Annotated in this window: 16 protein-coding genes, 1 pseudogene and 1 riboswitch; of the genes and pseudogenes, 10 read left to right on the top strand and 7 right to left on the bottom strand. The window is 71.8% G+C overall.

What is annotated here, in order from left to right; translation table 11 throughout:
* The 5 genes and pseudogenes from BLR95_RS14290 to ispH all read right to left on the bottom strand — a co-directional run.
* Positions 1–219: pseudogene (locus BLR95_RS14290) on the bottom strand (DUF4198 domain-containing protein); the annotation flags it as partial.
* Between the two features lie 48 nt (positions 220–267).
* Positions 268–606, bottom strand: coding sequence for a hypothetical protein (locus BLR95_RS14285; RefSeq protein ID WP_092621660.1), 339 nt, complete (start codon positions 604–606; stop codon positions 268–270).
* Positions 607–1,093: 487 nt separating this feature from the next.
* The gene (gene rnhA / locus BLR95_RS14280) at positions 1,094–1,546 is read right to left on the bottom strand and encodes a ribonuclease HI (RefSeq protein WP_092621657.1); all 453 of its coding nucleotides are present in this window, start codon (positions 1,544–1,546) and stop codon (positions 1,094–1,096) included.
* Positions 1,543–2,523: a homoserine kinase gene (locus BLR95_RS14275; RefSeq protein ID WP_092621654.1), complete on the bottom strand. Its 981-nt coding sequence runs from the start codon at positions 2,521–2,523 to the stop codon at positions 1,543–1,545. The genes rnhA and BLR95_RS14275 overlap by 4 nt, the downstream gene beginning before the upstream one ends.
* Before the next feature lie 13 nt (positions 2,524–2,536).
* On the bottom strand, positions 2,537–3,514 hold the full coding sequence (gene ispH / locus BLR95_RS14270) for a 4-hydroxy-3-methylbut-2-enyl diphosphate reductase (RefSeq protein ID WP_092621651.1): 978 nt from the start codon (positions 3,512–3,514) through the stop codon (positions 2,537–2,539).
* Between the two features lie 221 nt (positions 3,515–3,735).
* Between ispH and BLR95_RS14265 the strand changes: the two genes are divergently transcribed.
* The 9 genes from BLR95_RS14265 (at position 3,736) to BLR95_RS14225 (ending at position 12,105) form a co-directional block, all read left to right on the top strand.
* Positions 3,736–3,972 (top strand): CDGSH iron-sulfur domain-containing protein, encoded by a 237-nt coding sequence (locus tag BLR95_RS14265; RefSeq protein ID WP_092621648.1) that lies wholly within the window; start codon positions 3,736–3,738, stop codon positions 3,970–3,972.
* Positions 3,959–4,513 carry a hypothetical protein gene (locus tag BLR95_RS14260; RefSeq protein ID WP_143131029.1) on the top strand — a complete coding sequence of 185 codons (555 nt, stop codon included), beginning with the start codon at positions 3,959–3,961 and terminating at the stop codon, positions 4,511–4,513. Before BLR95_RS14265 ends, BLR95_RS14260 begins: the two co-directional genes overlap by 14 nt.
* 75 nt (positions 4,514–4,588) lie before the next feature.
* A riboswitch (glycine riboswitch) is annotated at positions 4,589–4,699 on the top strand.
* 196 nt (positions 4,700–4,895) lie between these two features.
* On the top strand, positions 4,896–6,056 hold the full coding sequence (gene gcvT / locus BLR95_RS14255; RefSeq protein WP_092621642.1) for a glycine cleavage system aminomethyltransferase GcvT: 1,161 nt from the start codon (positions 4,896–4,898) through the stop codon (positions 6,054–6,056).
* A 2-nt stretch (positions 6,057–6,058) separates the two neighbouring features.
* Positions 6,059–6,433: a glycine cleavage system protein GcvH gene (gene gcvH, locus BLR95_RS14250; protein ID WP_092621639.1), complete on the top strand. Its 375-nt coding sequence runs from the start codon at positions 6,059–6,061 to the stop codon at positions 6,431–6,433.
* A 16-nt stretch (positions 6,434–6,449) separates the two neighbouring features.
* A complete protein-coding gene (gcvPA, locus tag BLR95_RS14245; RefSeq protein WP_092621636.1) occupies positions 6,450–7,820 on the top strand; it encodes an aminomethyl-transferring glycine dehydrogenase subunit GcvPA in 1,371 nt (456 codons plus the stop codon).
* Entirely contained in the window at positions 7,817–9,316 is a 1,500-nt protein-coding gene (gcvPB, locus tag BLR95_RS14240; protein WP_092621633.1) for an aminomethyl-transferring glycine dehydrogenase subunit GcvPB, read from the top strand. The genes gcvPA and gcvPB overlap by 4 nt, the downstream gene beginning before the upstream one ends.
* 516 nt (positions 9,317–9,832) lie before the next feature.
* Positions 9,833–10,462 (top strand): class I SAM-dependent DNA methyltransferase, encoded by a 630-nt coding sequence (locus tag BLR95_RS14235; RefSeq protein WP_092621630.1) that lies wholly within the window; start codon positions 9,833–9,835, stop codon positions 10,460–10,462.
* A gap of 139 nt (positions 10,463–10,601) precedes the next feature.
* A complete protein-coding gene (locus BLR95_RS14230) occupies positions 10,602–11,309 on the top strand; it encodes a phosphatidylserine decarboxylase (RefSeq protein ID WP_092621627.1) in 708 nt (235 codons plus the stop codon).
* Between the two features lie 22 nt (positions 11,310–11,331).
* Positions 11,332–12,105 carry a CDP-alcohol phosphatidyltransferase family protein gene (locus BLR95_RS14225; protein WP_092621625.1) on the top strand — a complete coding sequence of 258 codons (774 nt, stop codon included), beginning with the start codon at positions 11,332–11,334 and terminating at the stop codon, positions 12,103–12,105.
* Between the two features lie 9 nt (positions 12,106–12,114).
* Here BLR95_RS14225 and BLR95_RS14220 read toward each other — a convergent pair whose 3' ends face one another.
* Positions 12,115–13,017 (bottom strand): CE1 family esterase, encoded by a 903-nt coding sequence (locus tag BLR95_RS14220; protein ID WP_092621622.1) that lies wholly within the window; start codon positions 13,015–13,017, stop codon positions 12,115–12,117.
* Positions 13,018–13,021: 4 nt separating this feature from the next.
* Positions 13,022–13,450 (bottom strand): peptide-methionine (R)-S-oxide reductase MsrB, encoded by a 429-nt coding sequence (gene msrB, locus BLR95_RS14215; RefSeq protein ID WP_092621620.1) that lies wholly within the window; start codon positions 13,448–13,450, stop codon positions 13,022–13,024.
* Positions 13,451–13,539: 89 nt separating this feature from the next.
* On the opposite strand from msrB, the gene hrpB reads away from it, so the two are divergent.
* The gene (hrpB, locus tag BLR95_RS14210; protein WP_092621617.1) at positions 13,540–16,041 is read left to right on the top strand and encodes an ATP-dependent helicase HrpB; all 2,502 of its coding nucleotides are present in this window, start codon (positions 13,540–13,542) and stop codon (positions 16,039–16,041) included.
* The last annotated feature ends 34 nt before the right edge of the window (positions 16,042–16,075 follow it).

Here is a 16,075-nt window from a genome sequence, read left to right as displayed (position 1 = left end):
GTCGATGGCCTCGCCCTTGAAGTGGCAGGCCAGGGCTTCGGGCTGGCCCATGTCCATGGCGTGGCCATTCTCCATGGGGTGCCAGAAGTACAGGCCCAGCGGCACATCGCCGGGCTGCTCCAGATTCACCTCGGGCGTGTAGACAAGCTGGAAGTGGGCCTCGGCCGGCCCGGCCATCAGGACCGGGGCGGCAAGAGCGGCAAGCAGAAGACGGCGCATGGTCGTAAGAACTCCTGGAAGTCTGGATGATTGTCGTCTTGGTGGGGCTTATTGGACGATATCGCTGCCCGGAATCTCGATCTGGTGGCCTTCGCCGGCGTCGAACATCACGTTGAACTCGCCGTCCGGCTTCTCGAACTCGAACTCGCTGTTGTCGCTCATCTTGCCCTCGATGAGCACGGCGCCGCTGCCGTCCATCACCCGGATCGGCACGCCGGCGGCCGAGGAACCGTCGGAAAAGCCGCCCTCGCACAGCACCGTGCCATCACCCATGTCGTAGCAGGCGGCGAGCGGGGTGTGCGCGGCGACCGGCGCGGCAAAACCCACGCCCAGCGCGAGAACGCCGGCCACGGCGGGCAGTTTCAGTCGGGAAGTGATGATGCTCATGGAGTTGAAACTCTCCTGGATGCGTGTCGGTGGGCCTGTTGGCGTTTCTTGTCCCGTCAAAGGGCCCGCCAACCGCCCCGCGCGGCCGCCCCAGGAGCGGGAGCGGAGCGTGCCGCGCGGGGCGGGGCGGAGAACTGTCCGGGCGATGCCATGTCGGAAGTGGCGGCCCGGCCCTGGGGACCGAGCTCAGTGGTAAATGCAACTCATTCTCATGTCCAGCCCTTTTACCGGAGGCCATGGGATTTTTGGGTGAATAGGGGTGCGATCCACCGCCCCGCCAATTCGGTGGGCGGGGGGACCGCTTGGGCGGCACGCTTTCTTATGGTGTCTGTTTTCGCGGGTCGGCAAAGCCGGCCCGCCCCCGAACCCAATCGACGCCCCCACACTGTCGGCGCCTCCCCCCGACGAAATGGCGGAGGTCCTTAGAGCACATCGCCTCGATCCCCCGGCGGGGTCTGGGGCGGCGCCCCATCGCGATGATTGGGTCTCAGCGGGCCTGTTTCAGCGCCGTGCGGGCCAAGGCATCGGCGCGTTCGTTTTCCGGGTGGCCGGCGTGCCCCTTGACCCAGTGCCAGGAGACATCGTGGCGCCCGGCCAGGTCGTCCAGTTGGCGCCACAGGTCCTCGTTCTTCACCGGCTTCTTGCTGGCGGTTTTCCAGCCCTTGGCCTTCCAGCCGGCGAGCCAGCTTTGCATGCCCTGCTGGACGTAGGTGCTGTCGGTGTGGACGCGCACCCGGCAGCGGCGCTTGAGGGCGGCCAGTCCGTGGATGACGGCGGCCAGTTCCATGCGGTTGTTGGTGGTCTGCCGTTCGGCGCCGGAGAGTTCCTTTTCGCGCTCCCCGAAGCGCAGGATGGCGCCCCAGCCGCCGGGTCCGGGGTTGCCGGAGCAGGCGCCATCGGTGAACAGGTCGACCACCCGCGACTCGGTCTGGCCGGTCATCGGGCGGCCGCCTCCAGGCCGTAGGCGCCGGGGCCCGAAACCTCGCGGTGGAACTGGAGCTTTTTCAGGTACTCGCCGGGGTCCTTGGGGCGGACCAGGGCGCCGGACGGGGTGTGCTGCCAGTCGAACAGGCGGGTCAGCAGGAAGCGCATGGCCGCCCCCCGGCACAGGATGGGCAGGGCGGCCAACTCCTCGGCGCCGAAGGGGCGTACCTTGCGGTAGGCGTTGAGCAGCCCGCGCGCCTTGGTGATGTTGAACTGGTGGTCGGGCTCGAAGCACCAGGCGTTGAGGCAGATCGCCACGTCGTAGGCGAACAGGTCGGTGCAGGCGAAGTAGAAGTCGATCAGCCCGGAAACCGCGCCGTCCTTGAAGAACACGTTGTCGGGGAAGAGGTCGGCGTGGATGACCCCGCCCGGCAGGTCTTTCGGCCAGTAGGCAGCCAGCGCCGCCAGCTCTTCCTCGATCACTTCTTCCAGGCCGCCGCCCAGGGCGCGGGCGGCGGCGGCCCCGCCGGCCCGTTCGTAGAGGGGCGCCCAGGCATCCACCGACAGGGCGTTGGCGCGGGTGGCGGGATAGTCGGCGGCGGCCAGATGGAAGCCGGCCAGGGCACTGCCCAGGTGGCGGCAGTGCTCGGCCTCGATGCGGCGCGGCCAGGCACCTTCCAGGAAGGTGAACAGGGCGGCCGGGCGGCCGGCCAGCTCGCGCAGCACCTCGCCGTCGCGCCCCGGCACCGGGGCCGGGCACGGGATGTGGCGGGCCGCCAGATGGTGCATCAGGCCGATGAAGAAGGGCAGGTCGGCCGGATCGACGCGCTTTTCATAGAGGGTCAGGATGAAGGTGCCGCCATCGGTGGTCAGCAGGTAGTTGCTGTTCTCCACCCCCTCGGCGATGCCCTTGAAGGCGTGGGCGGCGCCCAGGTCGTAGGCGGCCAGGAAGGCGTCGAGTTGGTCGTCGTCGACGTCGGTGTAAACCGCCATGGGAGGGTGGGTCCTAGCCGGCTTTGGGAACGGGGGCCGGCTCGTCGAGCTGGCGGGGCAGGCGGAAGGAGACCGTCTCGGCGGTGGTGGTGATGGTTTCCAGGGTCACCGAGAAGTGTTCCTTTATGGCGTCGATGACCTCCTCGACCAGCACTTCCGGGGCCGAGGCGCCGGCGGTGATGCCCAGGGTGTGCACCCCCTTAAGGCTCTCCCAGTCGATCTCGTCGGCGCGCGGCACCAGCACCGCCTTGGGGCAGCCCTGGCGGGTCGCCACCTCGACCAGCCGGCGGCTGTTCGAGGAGTTGGGCGAGCCGATCACCATCAGCGCGTCGCAGCGCTTCGCGATGGCCTTCACCGAGGCCTGCCGGTTGGTGGTGGCGTAGCAGATGTCTTCCTTGTGCGGCTCGGCGATCTCGGGGAAGCGGCGCTTGAGGATGGCGATGATGTGGCTGGCGTCGTCGATCGACAGGGTGGTCTGGGTGACGAAGGCCAGCCGCGCCGGGTCCTCGATGGCCACCGCCTCGGCCTGGGCCTCGTTCTCGACCAGCAGCATGGCGCCGTCCGGCACCTGGCCCAGGGTGCCGATGACCTCCGGGTGGCCGGCGTGGCCGATCAGGATCACCTGGCGCCCGGCCTTGAAGTGGCGCTCGGCCTCGACATGCACCTTGCTGACCAGCGGGCAGGTGGCATCGACATAGAACAGGCCGCGGCCCTCGGCCTCGGTGTTGACCACCTTGGGCACCCCGTGGGCCGAGAAGATCACCGGCCGGCGGTCGTCGGGCACCTCGTCCAGCTCCTCGACGAAGACCGCCCCCTTGGCCTCCAGCGATTCGACGACGAAGCGGTTGTGGACGATCTCGTGGCGCACGTAGACCGGGGCGCCGAAGCGTTCCAGCGCCTTCTCGACAATCTGGATGGCCCGGTCGACACCGGCGCAGAAACCGCGCGGGCTGGCCAGCAGGATGGTCAGGGGGGGGGCGGGCTCGGACATGGCGGCGCCTTGAAACAGGGGGACGGGAAGGGCGCGGCGCCGAGCCGGTTGTCTCCGGCCGGCGGATCGGTCTAAATGGGGACCCCATCCGGGGTTTTGCATGCGGCGCCCGCCCTCCTTATGGGGAGCCGCCGGACGCCTGTCAACCAACCCCCCCAGCCTGTCCGTCACCCCCCACCCTGCCCGAACGCCACCCGCCCAGGAAGGGAGCCGCCTCCGAGATGAGCCAGGACGACACCCCCAGCGGCCCCTTCGTGGTCCGCCTGCGGGCCGGCCAGAAGGTTTTCTGGTGCGCCTGCGGCCACAGCAAGAAGCAGCCCTTCTGCGACGGGGCCCACAAGGGCAGCGGCCTCGCCCCGCTGCCCCACAAGGCCGAGCGCGCTGGCGAGGTCGCCTTCTGCGGCTGCAAGCGCACCGCCACCCCCCCGCTGTGTGATGGCTCCCATGACCGCGTCTAGCCCCACCCCTGGCCTCAGGCCCCGCCTGCCCCACCTGTTCGCCGTGCTGCTGGCCGCCGGCCTGCTGGCCGGCTGCTCGCTGGTCGAGCCGCCACCGCCCCCGGTCTGCCCGGACGTGCGCATCGACAAGACCACCGCCCGCGTGGTGCAGTTCAAGGGCAGCGGACGCGACGTCACCGACATCGCCCACGACATCCGCCTGATCGGCTTCTCCGGCGAATGCCAGCACACCGACGAGGGCGTCGAGTTGACCTTCCATGCCGAGTTCCTGGCCCGGCGCGGGCCGGCCGGCGGGCGCGAGGGCAGCTTCCGCTACTTCGTCGCCATTCCGCGCTTCGCGCCGCGCCCCTCGGGCAAGGAGGTGCTGGACGTGGACTTCGTCTACCCCGATGTGACGGCGCCCCGGGTGCGGCTGCGCGACGAGGAAGTGCGCATCCTCATCCCGGTGCCGGAAACCCAGAGCCCCAGCCAGTATCCGATCTACCTGGGCCTGCAACTGAGCCCCGACCAGTTGCAGTACAACCGCGACAACCCGCTGTAGAGGGCAGGCCTGAAGGGCCGGGGCGCGCACGGCGGTTGAAAATGCGCCCGGGCCCCTTAATATGGGGGATGTTCGTCACCTCCCGTGGGAGAGACCGGCGACGTGCCCCTGGGCGGGCGCGGGCGGCCGGCGCCGAAGGAGCAACCGCCCTCGGAAACTCTCAGGCAAAAGGACCGCGGGAGGCAGGGACACTCTGGAAAGCGGGCGCGCCGTGCGCGGGGCGCCCCACCGAAGAGGTAAGCCGTCCGTCCGGGGCCCGTTGCTGGCGTCGGTTGGCATGGGAGTCCCGCGGGGCCTCCGGCGGTCAATCTTTCAGGTTCTCGACAGAGGGGGGCGCCGACGGTCTGCTGTCCACCCGGCCCCAACCTGGAGAGCCTCACGCATGGTTGCCTCTGCCGACATCCCCGGTGCCAACCCCACCGACTTGAAAAGCCTCCCCCTGGCCGCCCTGCACCGCGAGCACGGGGCCCGCTTCGCCCCCTTCGCCGGCTATGAGATGCCGCTCCAGTACCCCGAGGGGGTGCTGAAGGAGCACCTGCACGCCCGCCGCGCCGCCGCCCTGTTCGACGTTTCGCACATGGGGCAGGTGCGGCTGCATGGCCTGGGCGCCGATGCCCTGCTGGAAGAGCTGGTGGTCGGCGACATCCAGGGCCTGAAACCCTTCCGCCAGCGCTACACCCTGTTCACCGATGCCGCCGGCGGCATCCTCGACGATCTGATGGTCAGCCGCCTGCCCGACCCGGACGGCAGCGGCGAGCATCTGTTCCTGGTCGTCAACGCGGCCAACCGCGAAGCCGACGTGGCCCACCTGACCGACCACCTGTCGCCGCGCGGCATCGAGGTCGACGTGCTCGACGACCACGCCCTGCTCGCCCTGCAAGGCCCGGCGGCGGCGGCCGTGCTGGCCCGACTGGCCGGGCGCGATCTGGCCGAGATACCGTTCATGGGGGCGGCGCGGCTGACCGTGGCCGGGGTACCGGTGCTGGCCAGCCGCTGCGGCTACACCGGCGAGGACGGCTTCGAGTTGTCGATCCGGGCCGATCTGGCCGAGCCGGTGGCCCGCGCCCTGCTCGCCGAGCCCGAGGTGGCGCCGGCCGGCCTGGGGGCGCGCGACTCGCTTCGGTTGGAGGCCGGGCTGTGCCTGCACGGCGCCGACATCGACCCCACCACCACCCCGATCGAGGCCGATCTGGCCTGGACCATCTCGCCCCGCCGGCGCCGCGAGGGGGGCTTCCCCGGCGCCGCCACCATCCGCCGCCAGTTGGCCGAGGGGGTGACCCGCCAGCGGGTCGGCATCCGGCCGCAAGGGGGGGCCCCGGCCCGCGCCGGCACCGCCATCCTCGACCCCTCGGGGCGCGAGGTCGGGCGCGTCACCAGCGGCGGCTTCGGGCCCAGCGCCGAGAGGCCGGTGGCCATGGGCTATGTGCCGCCCGAGATGGCCGAGCCCGACCGCCCGCTGGTCCTCTTGGTCCGCGACAAACCGCGGCCGGCCCGGGTTGCTGCCTTGCCGTTCGTTCCGCACCGTTTTTTCAGGGGGAAATGACCATGTCCGAGTTGCGCTACACCGAGGACCACGAATGGATCCGCGTCGAGGGGGACACCGCCACCGTCGGCATCTCGGCCTACGCCCAGGAGCAGATGGGCGACGTGGTGTTCGTCGAGCTGCCCGAGCCGGGGCGCGCCCTGGCCCAGGGCGACGAGGCGGCGGTGGTCGAATCGGTGAAGGCGGCCAGCGAGGTCTACAGCCCGCTGACCGGCGAGGTGAGCGAGGCCAACCCGGCCCTGGAGGAAACCCCCGGCCTGGTCAACGAGGACCCGACCGGCGAGGGCTGGCTGTTCAAGCTGAAGATGGCCGAGCCGGCCGAGGCCGAGGGCCTGATGGACGCCGAGGCCTACCAAACCTTCCTGGCCGGACTGTAAGGGGTACGCCGCCGCGATGCGTTATCTGCCGCTGACCGAGGCCGACCGGGCCGCCATGCTCGACACCATCGGGGCGGGCAGCCTGGACGATCTGTTCGTCGACGTGCCGGAGGCGGCCCGCCGTCCCCCGGCCTTCAACCTGCCCGACCACCAGGGCGAATTGGCGGTGGAGCGCACCTTCGCCGCCTTCGCCCGGGCCAACCGGGCGGCCGGCGACGGCCCTTGTTTCCTCGGCGGCGGGGCCTATCGGCACCATGTGCCGGCCAGCCTCGACTACCTCATCCAGCGCGGCGAGTTCCTCACCGCCTATACCCCCTATCAGCCGGAAATCGCCCAGGGCACCCTGCAGGTGCTGTTCGAGTTCCAGACCCAGGTCGCCCTGCTGACCGGCCTGGAGGTGGCCAACGCCTCGATGTACGACGGCGCCACCGCCTGCGCCGAGGCCTGCGCCATGGCCTGCCGGGTGACCCGGCGCAAGCGGGTGCTGCTGTCGGGCGGCCTGCACCCGCAGTGGGCCGAGGTGGTGCGCACCTTCCTGGCCCACGCCGACGTGACGGTGGAGGACCTGCCGCCCGATCCGCTGGACATGGAGGACCTGATCGGGCGCATCGGCGCCGATCTGGCCTGCGTGGTGGTGCAGAACCCGGATGTCTTCGGCCACCTCAAGGATCTCTCGCCGCTCGCCTCGGCCTGCCGCGAGGACGGCGTGCTGCTGGTCGCCGCCGTCGCCGAGCCGCTGTCGCTCGGCCTGATCACCCCGCCCGGCGAAATGGGCGCCGACATCGTGGTCGCCGAGGGCCAGTCGCTGGCCGGGCCGCTGTCCTTCGGCGGCCCCGGGGTGGGCCTGTTCGCGGCGCGCCAGAAGTTCCTGCGCAACATGCCGGGGCGGCTGTGCGGCGAAACGGTGGACGCCGACGGCCGGCGCGGCTTCGTGCTCACCCTGTCGACCCGCGAGCAGCACATCCGGCGCGAAAAGGCGACCTCGAACATCTGCACCAATTCGGGGCTGATCGCGCTGGCCTTCTCCATCCACATGAGCCTGCTCGGCGAAAGCGGCCTCACCGAGCTGGCCCGCCTCAACCACGCCCTGGCGGTGGAAACCGCGCGCCGGCTGGAAAAGCTGCCCGGGGTCAAACTGCTGCCCGGCGCCTTCTTCAACGAATTCGCCCTGAAGCTGCCATGCGACGCCGAACCGGTGGTCGAGGCGCTGGCCGAAAAGGGCATCCTGGCCGGCATCCCGGGCCGCCGCCTGTGGCCGACCTACGACGAGTTGCACGACGTCTTGCTGATCGCCGTCACCGAAACCACCACCGAGGCCGACCGCGACGCCCTGGTCGAGGGCCTCGCCGCCGCCCTGGGTGAGCACAACGGAGGCGCCGGCCAATGAGCACCCTCCCGCCGACCCATTCCGGCCACCGGGCGCTCGACCTGGAAGAGCCGCTGATCTTCGAGCTCGGCCGCCCCGGGGCGCGCGGCATCGACCTGCCCGAGGGGCCCGAGGTCACCCCCCGCCTGGGCGGCCTCGAGCGCCAGCGGCCGATCGGCCTGCCCGACCTCTCCGAGCCCCAGGTGGTGCGCCACTACACCCGCCTGAGCCAGAAGAACTACGGCATCGACAGCGGCCTGTTCCCGCTCGGCAGCTGCACCATGAAGCACAACCCCCGGCTCAACGAGCGCCTCGCCCGGCTGCCCGGGCTGGCCGACCTGCACCCCTTCCAGCCGCAAGGCACGGTGCAGGGCGCGCTGGCCCTGATCCACACCCTGGCCGGCTGGCTGACCGAGCTGACCGGCATGCCGGCGGTGGCCATGACCCCGGCCGCCGGCGCCCACGGCGAACTGTGCGGCCTGATGGCCATCCGCGCCTGCCTGGAAGCCAGGGGCGACGCCCGCCAGGTGGTCCTGGTCCCTGAATCGGCGCACGGCACCAACCCGGCCACCGCCGCCCTGTGCGGCTATCAGGTGGAAAGCATCCCCGGCACCGCCGATGGCCGGGTCGACGTGGACGCCCTGAAGCGGATGCTCGGCCCCGACGTGGCCGCCCTGATGATCACCAACCCCAACACCCTGGGCCTGTTCGAGCGCGACATCATCGACATCTCCCAGGCCGTCCACGCCGCCGGCGGACTGGTCTACATGGACGGCGCCAATCTCAACGCCCTGATCGGCCGGGTGCGGGTCGGCGACCTGGGGGTGGATGCCATGCACATCAACCTCCACAAGACCTTCTCCACCCCCCACGGCGGCGGCGGCCCCGGCGCCGGGCCGGTGGTGCTGTCCGACACCCTGGCCCCCTTCGCCCCCCTGCCCTACGTGGTCAAGGACGGCGAGGCGTGGCGCCTGATCGAGCATCGGCACGAAGCCGACGGCCACCCCTTCGGGCGCATGAAAGGCTACCACGGCCAGTTCGGCGTCTTCGTGCGCGCCCTGGCCTACATGATGAGCCTGGGCGCCGACGGCCTGGCCCAGGCCAGCGGCGACGCCGTGCTGGCCGCCAACTACCTGCTGGCCCGCCTCAAGGACCACCTGTCGGCACCCTTCCCCGGCCCGGTCATGCACGAGGCCCTGTTCGACGACAGCTTCCTCAAAGGCACCGGCGCCTCCACCCTCGATTTCGCCAAGGGCCTGATCGACGAAGGCTACCACCCGATGACCATGTACTTCCCCCTGGTCGTCCACGGCGCCCTGCTGGTCGAACCCACCGAAACCGAAAGCAAGGCCAGCCTCGACGCCTTTGCCGAAAGCTGCATCGCCCTCGCCGACCGCGCCCGCAACGATCCCGAAAGCCTGAAACAGGCGCCCCTGATGGCCCCCCGCCGCCGCCTCGACGAAACCCGCGCCGCCCGCCAACCCGTGCTGCGCTGGACGCCGCCGGCTGGGGACTGACCCGAGGCGCGCCCCGGGGGCGTTGCCCCCGTACCCCCACCGGGGGATCGAAGGCGATCCCCCGGACCCCCTCCAGTCGTTGGAGTGAAACGCCGGCTGCGGCTTGAAATTCGGATGGGGTTGGGTGCGGGCCAGCTTTGCTGGCCCGCGTAAACAGACACCAACGAAGTGGCGCAAGGATGCGCGGATCAAATCCGCGCGGGGCGGCTGTGCGGTGGTTTTTGTTTCCGCAGGCCAGCGAAGCTGGCCTGCAACCAACCACCCTGAGTGCCCCGCCCTGCCTTGTGCGTTCCGCTCCAACGACCTGGCGGGGTCCGGGGGGACCCTGTCCCCCCGGCGGGGATTCGGGGGCAGCGCCCCCGATCTTTCAACGGCGCCCGCCGTCGTCGCTCCGCCGTCGGCTCCGCGCGGGGCGAAGCCCCCAGCCATCCCGGGGCCAACGGTTGGTCATCGGCGGCGGGTGGTGTATACTTGGTGCGTTCGCCAAAATCCGAAACATGAGACAGGAGAGTGACCGTGTCGGAGATCGCCGACAGGCTGAAGAAGGTCTATGCCGTCAAGGGCGCCGATGACTGCGTGGATGCCTACCGTGACTGGGCGGATGACTATGATTCCGACCTGATGAGTGACGAGTATGGGTACGTGGCGCCGCGCGAGACGGTGAATATTTTCATGCGGTTCTTTGACAAGGACGCGGGCGCGGTGTTGGATGCCGGTTGTGGCACCGGTCTGGCCGGCCAGGAGTTGCAGCGCCATGGGGTGGCGCCGGTCGATGGCCTTGATATCTCGCCGGAGATGCTGGCCAAGGCCGAGGCCAAGGGCTGCTACCGTCAGGTCGTGGCGGCTGATCTGACCAAGCCCCTGGCGCTGCCCGAGGCGGGCTATGGCGGCATTGTCAGCGTCGGCACCTTCACCCACGGCCATGTCGGGCCGGAGGGGCTGGATCATTTGCTGGCGGTGCTGCGCCCGGGGGGTGTGGTGACGTTCTCGATCAACGAGGGGGTCTACAAGGAGTACGACTTCGAGGCCAAGTTCGCCGCCGTGGAGAACGACGGCGTGGCCGAGCAGGTCGACCTGCGCCAGGCCGACTATCTGGTCAACCAGGGTATCGGCAGCTGGGTCTGCACCTTTCGCAAGTTCGCCTAGCCGCAAGTTCGCCTAGCCGCAAGTTCGTCTGGAACCGAGGCCAGGGGCGGCGGGGCCTCTTCTCGCCGCCCCTGGCCTGCGCTATGGTGCCGCTCATGCCCCCAGGGGCCTGATCCGGCAAGGCTGAAGGAGACCCGCCGTGCAGATTCTGGAGACCAACTGGCGCACCTACCTGCTGCCCAAGCTCGACCCCGAGGCACCACGCTTCGTCGCCATCGCCTTTGGCGTGGCCCTGGTCCTGTGGGCCATCTGGACGCCGCTCGGCGCCCTGGGGCTGGTCGCCGCGCTGGGCACGGTGGGTTTCTTCCGCGATCCCGACCGGGTGGTGCCGACCAAGGAAGGTCTGGTCGTCGCCCCGGCCAGCGGCACGGTCAGCAGCATCGGCCCGGCCACCCCGCCGGCCGAGCTCGAGATGGGCAAGGGCGAGATGCTGCGCGTCTCGATCTTCCTCAGCGTGCTCGACTGCCACGTCTGCCGCATCCCCATCGCCGGCACGGTGACCCGCGTCGCCTACAGCGCCGGCAAGTTCCTCAACGCCACCCTGGACAAGGCCAGCGAGGACAACGAGCGCAACGCCGTGCGCCTGAAGATGGCCGACGGCAAGGACATCGCCGTGGTCCAGATCGCCGGCTGGGTGGCCCGTCGCATCCGCTGCGACGTTGGCGAGGGCCAGGGCGTGCAGACCGGCCAGCGTTTCGGGCTGATCCGCTTCGGCAGCCGGGTCGATGTCTACCTGCCCAAGGGGACCAACCCGCTGGTCGTCGTCGGCCAGAGCATGACCAGCGGCGAGACCGTCCTCGCCGACCTCAAGGGCAAGGAAGCGGCGCGCAGCGGCGAAACCCGCTGACGCCGCCGCCAGGGCCGCCCCGATGTTCGGACCCCGCTTCCGCCAGGGTGGGCTGAAAAGCCTGCCGGTGGCACGCATGGTGCCCAACATGATCACCCTGCTCGCCCTGTGCGCCGGGATGACCTCGGTGCGTCTGGCGCTGATGGAGGAGTGGGACCGCGCCGTGCTGGCCATCGTGGTGGCCGCCGTGCTCGACGCGCTGGACGGCCGCATCGCCCGCCTGCTGCGCGGCACCACCCGCTTCGGGGCGGAGCTCGACTCGCTGTCGGACTTCGTCAGCTTCGGCTGCGCCCCGGCGGTGGTGCTCTATCTGTGGAGCCTGCACGCGGCGGCCAGCGTCGGCTGGGCGGTGGCCCTGCTGTTCAGCATCGCCATGGCCCTGCGGCTGGCCCGCTTCAACACCATGCTGGGCGACCCCGACGAGCCGCCGGCCTGGGCGGCCAGCTTCTTTGTCGGCATCCCCGCCCCGGCGGCGGCGGGGCTGGCCCTGTGGCCGATGATCGCCGGCTTCGCCGTCGAGCCGATGGCCGAGACGCTGCGCCATCCGATCATCGTCGGGCCGCTGATGGTCGCCGTCGCGGCGCTGATGGTCAGCCGGGTGCCCACCTTCTCGTTCAAGCGCTTCCGGGTGCCCGGGCAACTGGCCCTGCCGGTGATGCTGGGCATGGCGGTGGTCGCCGCCTTCGCGGTGACCAACCCGGCGGCCACCCTGGCCGTGCTGCTGCTGCTCTATCTGGCCACCATCCCCTTCAGTGTGCGCGCCTTCCGCAAGCGGCAGGCGGCGGCCGAGGGGTAGGCCGGTTCCTCACAGCCCCATGAAGAAGTCCCACATGGCCCGGGTGGCGTCGAGGGCGCGGGACGGCGCATCGCCGAGCCGCGAGCCCTGCCGCCCGCCGGGCCAGGCATGGCCGTTGTCGCCCACGATCAGGTGGACCACCGGCGCCTCGGCCGGGCAGGGGTAGGCGCGCCGGGTGACCTTGCCCCCGGCCAGGGTGGAGACCCTGGGCGTCGGCCGGCAGCGGTTGGCGGCGGCCCAGAAATCGCCCTGGTAGGTGGCCGGCTTGAGCGGCGTGCCGTCCCAGGCGTCGGCCCCTCGTCCCTGACCCAGACCGCCCTCGGCCGGCACGTTCTTGTCCAAGGCCCCGGTGATGATCAGGGCCGGCACCGGGTGGGTGGGGCGGGATTCGTCGCCGAACAGCCCGCCGACCACCGGGGCAATGCCGGCGATCCGCCCCGACAGCTCGATCCCCAGGCGGTGGGCCATCATGGCGCCGTTGGACATGCCGGTGACGAAAACGCGCTCGGGGTCGGCGTGGTCGTGGGCCACCAGATGGTCGATCAGGGCGGCCAGAAATCCCACGTCGTCGACCTTGCGTTTCATGGCAAAGCCGCAGCAATGGCCGGCGTTCCAGGTCTTCAGCCGGTCCATGCCGGCAAAGCGCGAAGTCCCCCAGGGGTAGACCAGGATCGCCCGGCGGGCGTAGCGGGGGGCCGAGAAGCCGCTCATCCGGCGGGCGTTCTCGCCGTTGCCGCCGCCGCCGTGCAGGACCATCACCAGCGGCCAGCGGGTGCCCTCGGCGGCCGGGCCGGGGTGGTCGATCAGGTAGCGGCGCTCCAGACCATCGTGGGTCAGGGTGCGCTCCTCGGCGGCCAGGGGTCCGCCCAGCAACAGGGCGCCAATCAGGGCCAGCCAGGGGAGGGCACGCATGGCCCTACTCCCCCTCGCGCTCCGGGATGAACGACAGCGACAGCGAGTTGATGCAGTAGCGCAGCCCGGTCGGCGCCGGGCCGTCCGGGAAGACGTGGCCCAGGTGCGAGCCGCAGGTCCGGCAGTGGACCTCGGTGCGCACCATGCCGTGGCTGCGGTCGGTGTGCTCGCCCACCGCCTGCGGCGCGGCGGGCCGGGTGTAGCTGGGCCAGCCGCTGCCGCTGTCGAACTTGTCGGCCGAGTCGAACAGCGGCGCCCCGCAGGCGGCGCAGGCATAGGTGCCGGCCGCCTTGTGGTCGACGTAGGCCCCGGAGAAGGGCCGCTCGGTGGCCGCCTGACGGCACACGGCGTACTGCTCGGGGCTCAGGCGGCGGCGCCATTCGGCCTCATCGAGGACGACGGTGGGGGCATCGGGATCGGGTGTGCTGGACATGATGGGCGCTTCCGTGGTCGGTAGGGGGTTCGGTCCACCTGAGATGCGCCCGCCGCGCCGCCGCCGCAAGCACCCGTCGCCGAACCGTCATGCCCGAGCTTCCCCCGCTGCCCGTCGATGCCGCGTTGCCGCCCCTGCTCGAGGCCCTCGAGACCCAGGGCCGGGCCGTGCTCACCGCGCCCCCCGGGGCCGGCAAGACGACCAAGGTGCCGCTGGCCCTGCTCGACGCCCCCTGGCGCGGCGAAGGGACCATCCTGATGCTCGAACCCCGGCGGCTGGCGGCCCGGGCCAGCGCCCGGCGCATGGCGGCGCTGCTCGGCGAGACACCGGGCGAGACGGTGGGCTGGCGGACCCGGCTCGACCGCGCCGTGGGCCCGGGAACCCGCGTCGAGGTGATCACCGAGGGCCTGCTCACCCGCCGCCTGCTGGCCGACCCCGCCCTGCCCGGGGTGGCGGCGGTGATCCTGGATGAGTTCCACGAGCGCAGTCTGGCCGCCGACCAGGCCCTGGCCCTGCTGCTCGAGGCGCGCGCCGTGCTCAGGCCCGACCTCAGGCTGCTGGTCATGTCGGCCACCCTGGAGGCGGCGCGGGTCGCCGCCCTGCTCGACGACGCCCCGCTGATCGACAGCCCGGGACGCGCCTTCCCGGTCGAGACCCGCCATCTCGACCCCGGGCCGGGGCGCCTGGAGCCGGCTCTCGCCAGCGCCATCGCCGACCTGATGGAAAGCGAACCGGGCAGCCTGCTCGCCTTCCTGCCCGGCGCCGCCGAGATCCGCCGCACCGAGGCGGCCCTCACCGACCTCGCCAAACGCCGCCGCCTGCCCCCGGAGGTCGACATCCGGCCCCTCTACGGCGCCCTCTCGCCGGCCGCCCAGGACGCCGCCATCGCCCCGCCGCCGGCCGGGCGGCGCAAGATCGTGCTGGCCACCAGCATCGCCGAGACCAGCCTGACCATCGAAGGCGTGCGCCTGGTGGTCGACGCCGGACTGGCCCGCCGTCCCGCCTTCGACCCGGCCAGTGGCCTCACCCGGCTGGTCACGGTGCCGGTCAGCCGGGCCGCCGCCGATCAGCGCCGGGGCCGCGCCGGCCGCACCGAGCCGGGGCTCTGCCTGCGCCTGTGGCCGGCCGCCCGGGACGGCGCCCGGCCCGCCTTCGATCCCCCGGAAATGGCCGAGGCCGACCTCGCGCCGCTGGCCCTCGATCTGGCCCTGTGGGGCACCCCGGCCGAGGACCTGGCCTGGCTCGACCCGCCGCCCCCCGGCGCCCTGGCCGCCGCCCGCGACCTGCTCACCGAGCTGGGGGCGCTGGACAGCCAGGGCCGGCCAACGACGCATGGCCGCGCGCTGGGCGGCTGGCCGCTGCACCCCCGCCTCGCCCACATGGTGGTCGGGGCCCGGGAGATGAACGCCGAAGGGCTGGCCTGTCTGCTCGCCGCCCTGCTGGAAGAGCGCGACCCGCCGCCCGGCGGCCCGGCCGACATCACGCGGCGCCTCGCCCTGCTGCGCGACAACCACCCCAGCGCCCAGGCCATCCAGGCCACCGCCCGGCCCTGGCTGAAGCGCCTCAAGGCCAAGGTGGACTGGGGGCAGATGGAACTGGCCGGCCGCCTGCTCGCCCTGGCCTACCCGGACCGCATCGCCCGGCGCCGCCCAGGTGGCACCGACGGCCCCGCCCGCTGGCTGCTGTCGGGCGGGAAGGGGGCGCGGCTGGCCGAGGGCGACCCCCTGGAAACCCACGACTGGCTGGTCGCCGCCAACCTGGAAGGGGGCAGCGGCGACGTGCGCATCCGCCTTGCCGCGCCGCTCTCCAGGGCCGATGCCGAGGCCCTGGCGCCGCCCGACGAGACCCCGGTGATCGCCTGGGACGCCGCCAAGGGCGCCGTCACCGCCCACCGCGAGCGCCGCCTGGGCGCCATCGTCCTCGGCCGCCGGCCGCTGCCCGATCCCGACCCCGAGGCGGTGCGCGCCGCCTTCCTCGACGGTCTGCGAAGCGCCGGCCTGAAAGCCCTGCCGTGGTCGAAATCGGCCAGCCACCTGCGCGACCGCCTCGCCTTCCTGGCCGCCCATCAGCCAGAGGCCGGCTGGCCCGATGTCTCCGACGGCGCCCTCCTGGACAGCCTGGAGGACTGGCTGGGCCCCTTCCTGCCAGCCCAGGCCCGCGCGCTGGCCGACCTCGCCGGGCTCGACCTCGCCGCCGCCCTCAAGGCCCGCGTCGGCTGGCCGCTGGCCGGCGATGTCGATGCCCAGGCCCCGCCCCACGTCACCCTGCCCACCGGCCGCGAGGCCCGTCTCGACTACCCGCCGGAAGGCCCCACCCTGGCCGTCAAACTGCAAGAGATGTTCGGCGCCGCCCAAGGCCCCGCCCTGCTCGACGGCCGGGTGCCAGTACGCCTCGCCCTGCTCTCACCAGCCGGCCGGCCGCTCCAGGTGACGACCGATCTGGCCGGCTTCTGGAAAGGCTCCTACGCCCAGGTGCGCGGCGAAATGCGCGGCCGATACCCCAAACACCCCTGGCCCGAAAACCCCGCCACCGCCGCGCCAACCCGGCGCACCAAAGGGGCCCTGCCCCGCCCCCGCCCCGAGCAGAGCTGAAGGCAAAGCGACGCCGGCGGGCGCCGTTGCAGAC

This window comes from Roseospirillum parvum, assembly GCF_900100455.1.
Lineage (GTDB): Bacteria > Pseudomonadota > Alphaproteobacteria > Rhodospirillales > Rhodospirillaceae > Roseospirillum > Roseospirillum parvum.
This window is presented reverse-complemented; position numbering and strand designations above follow the sequence as displayed.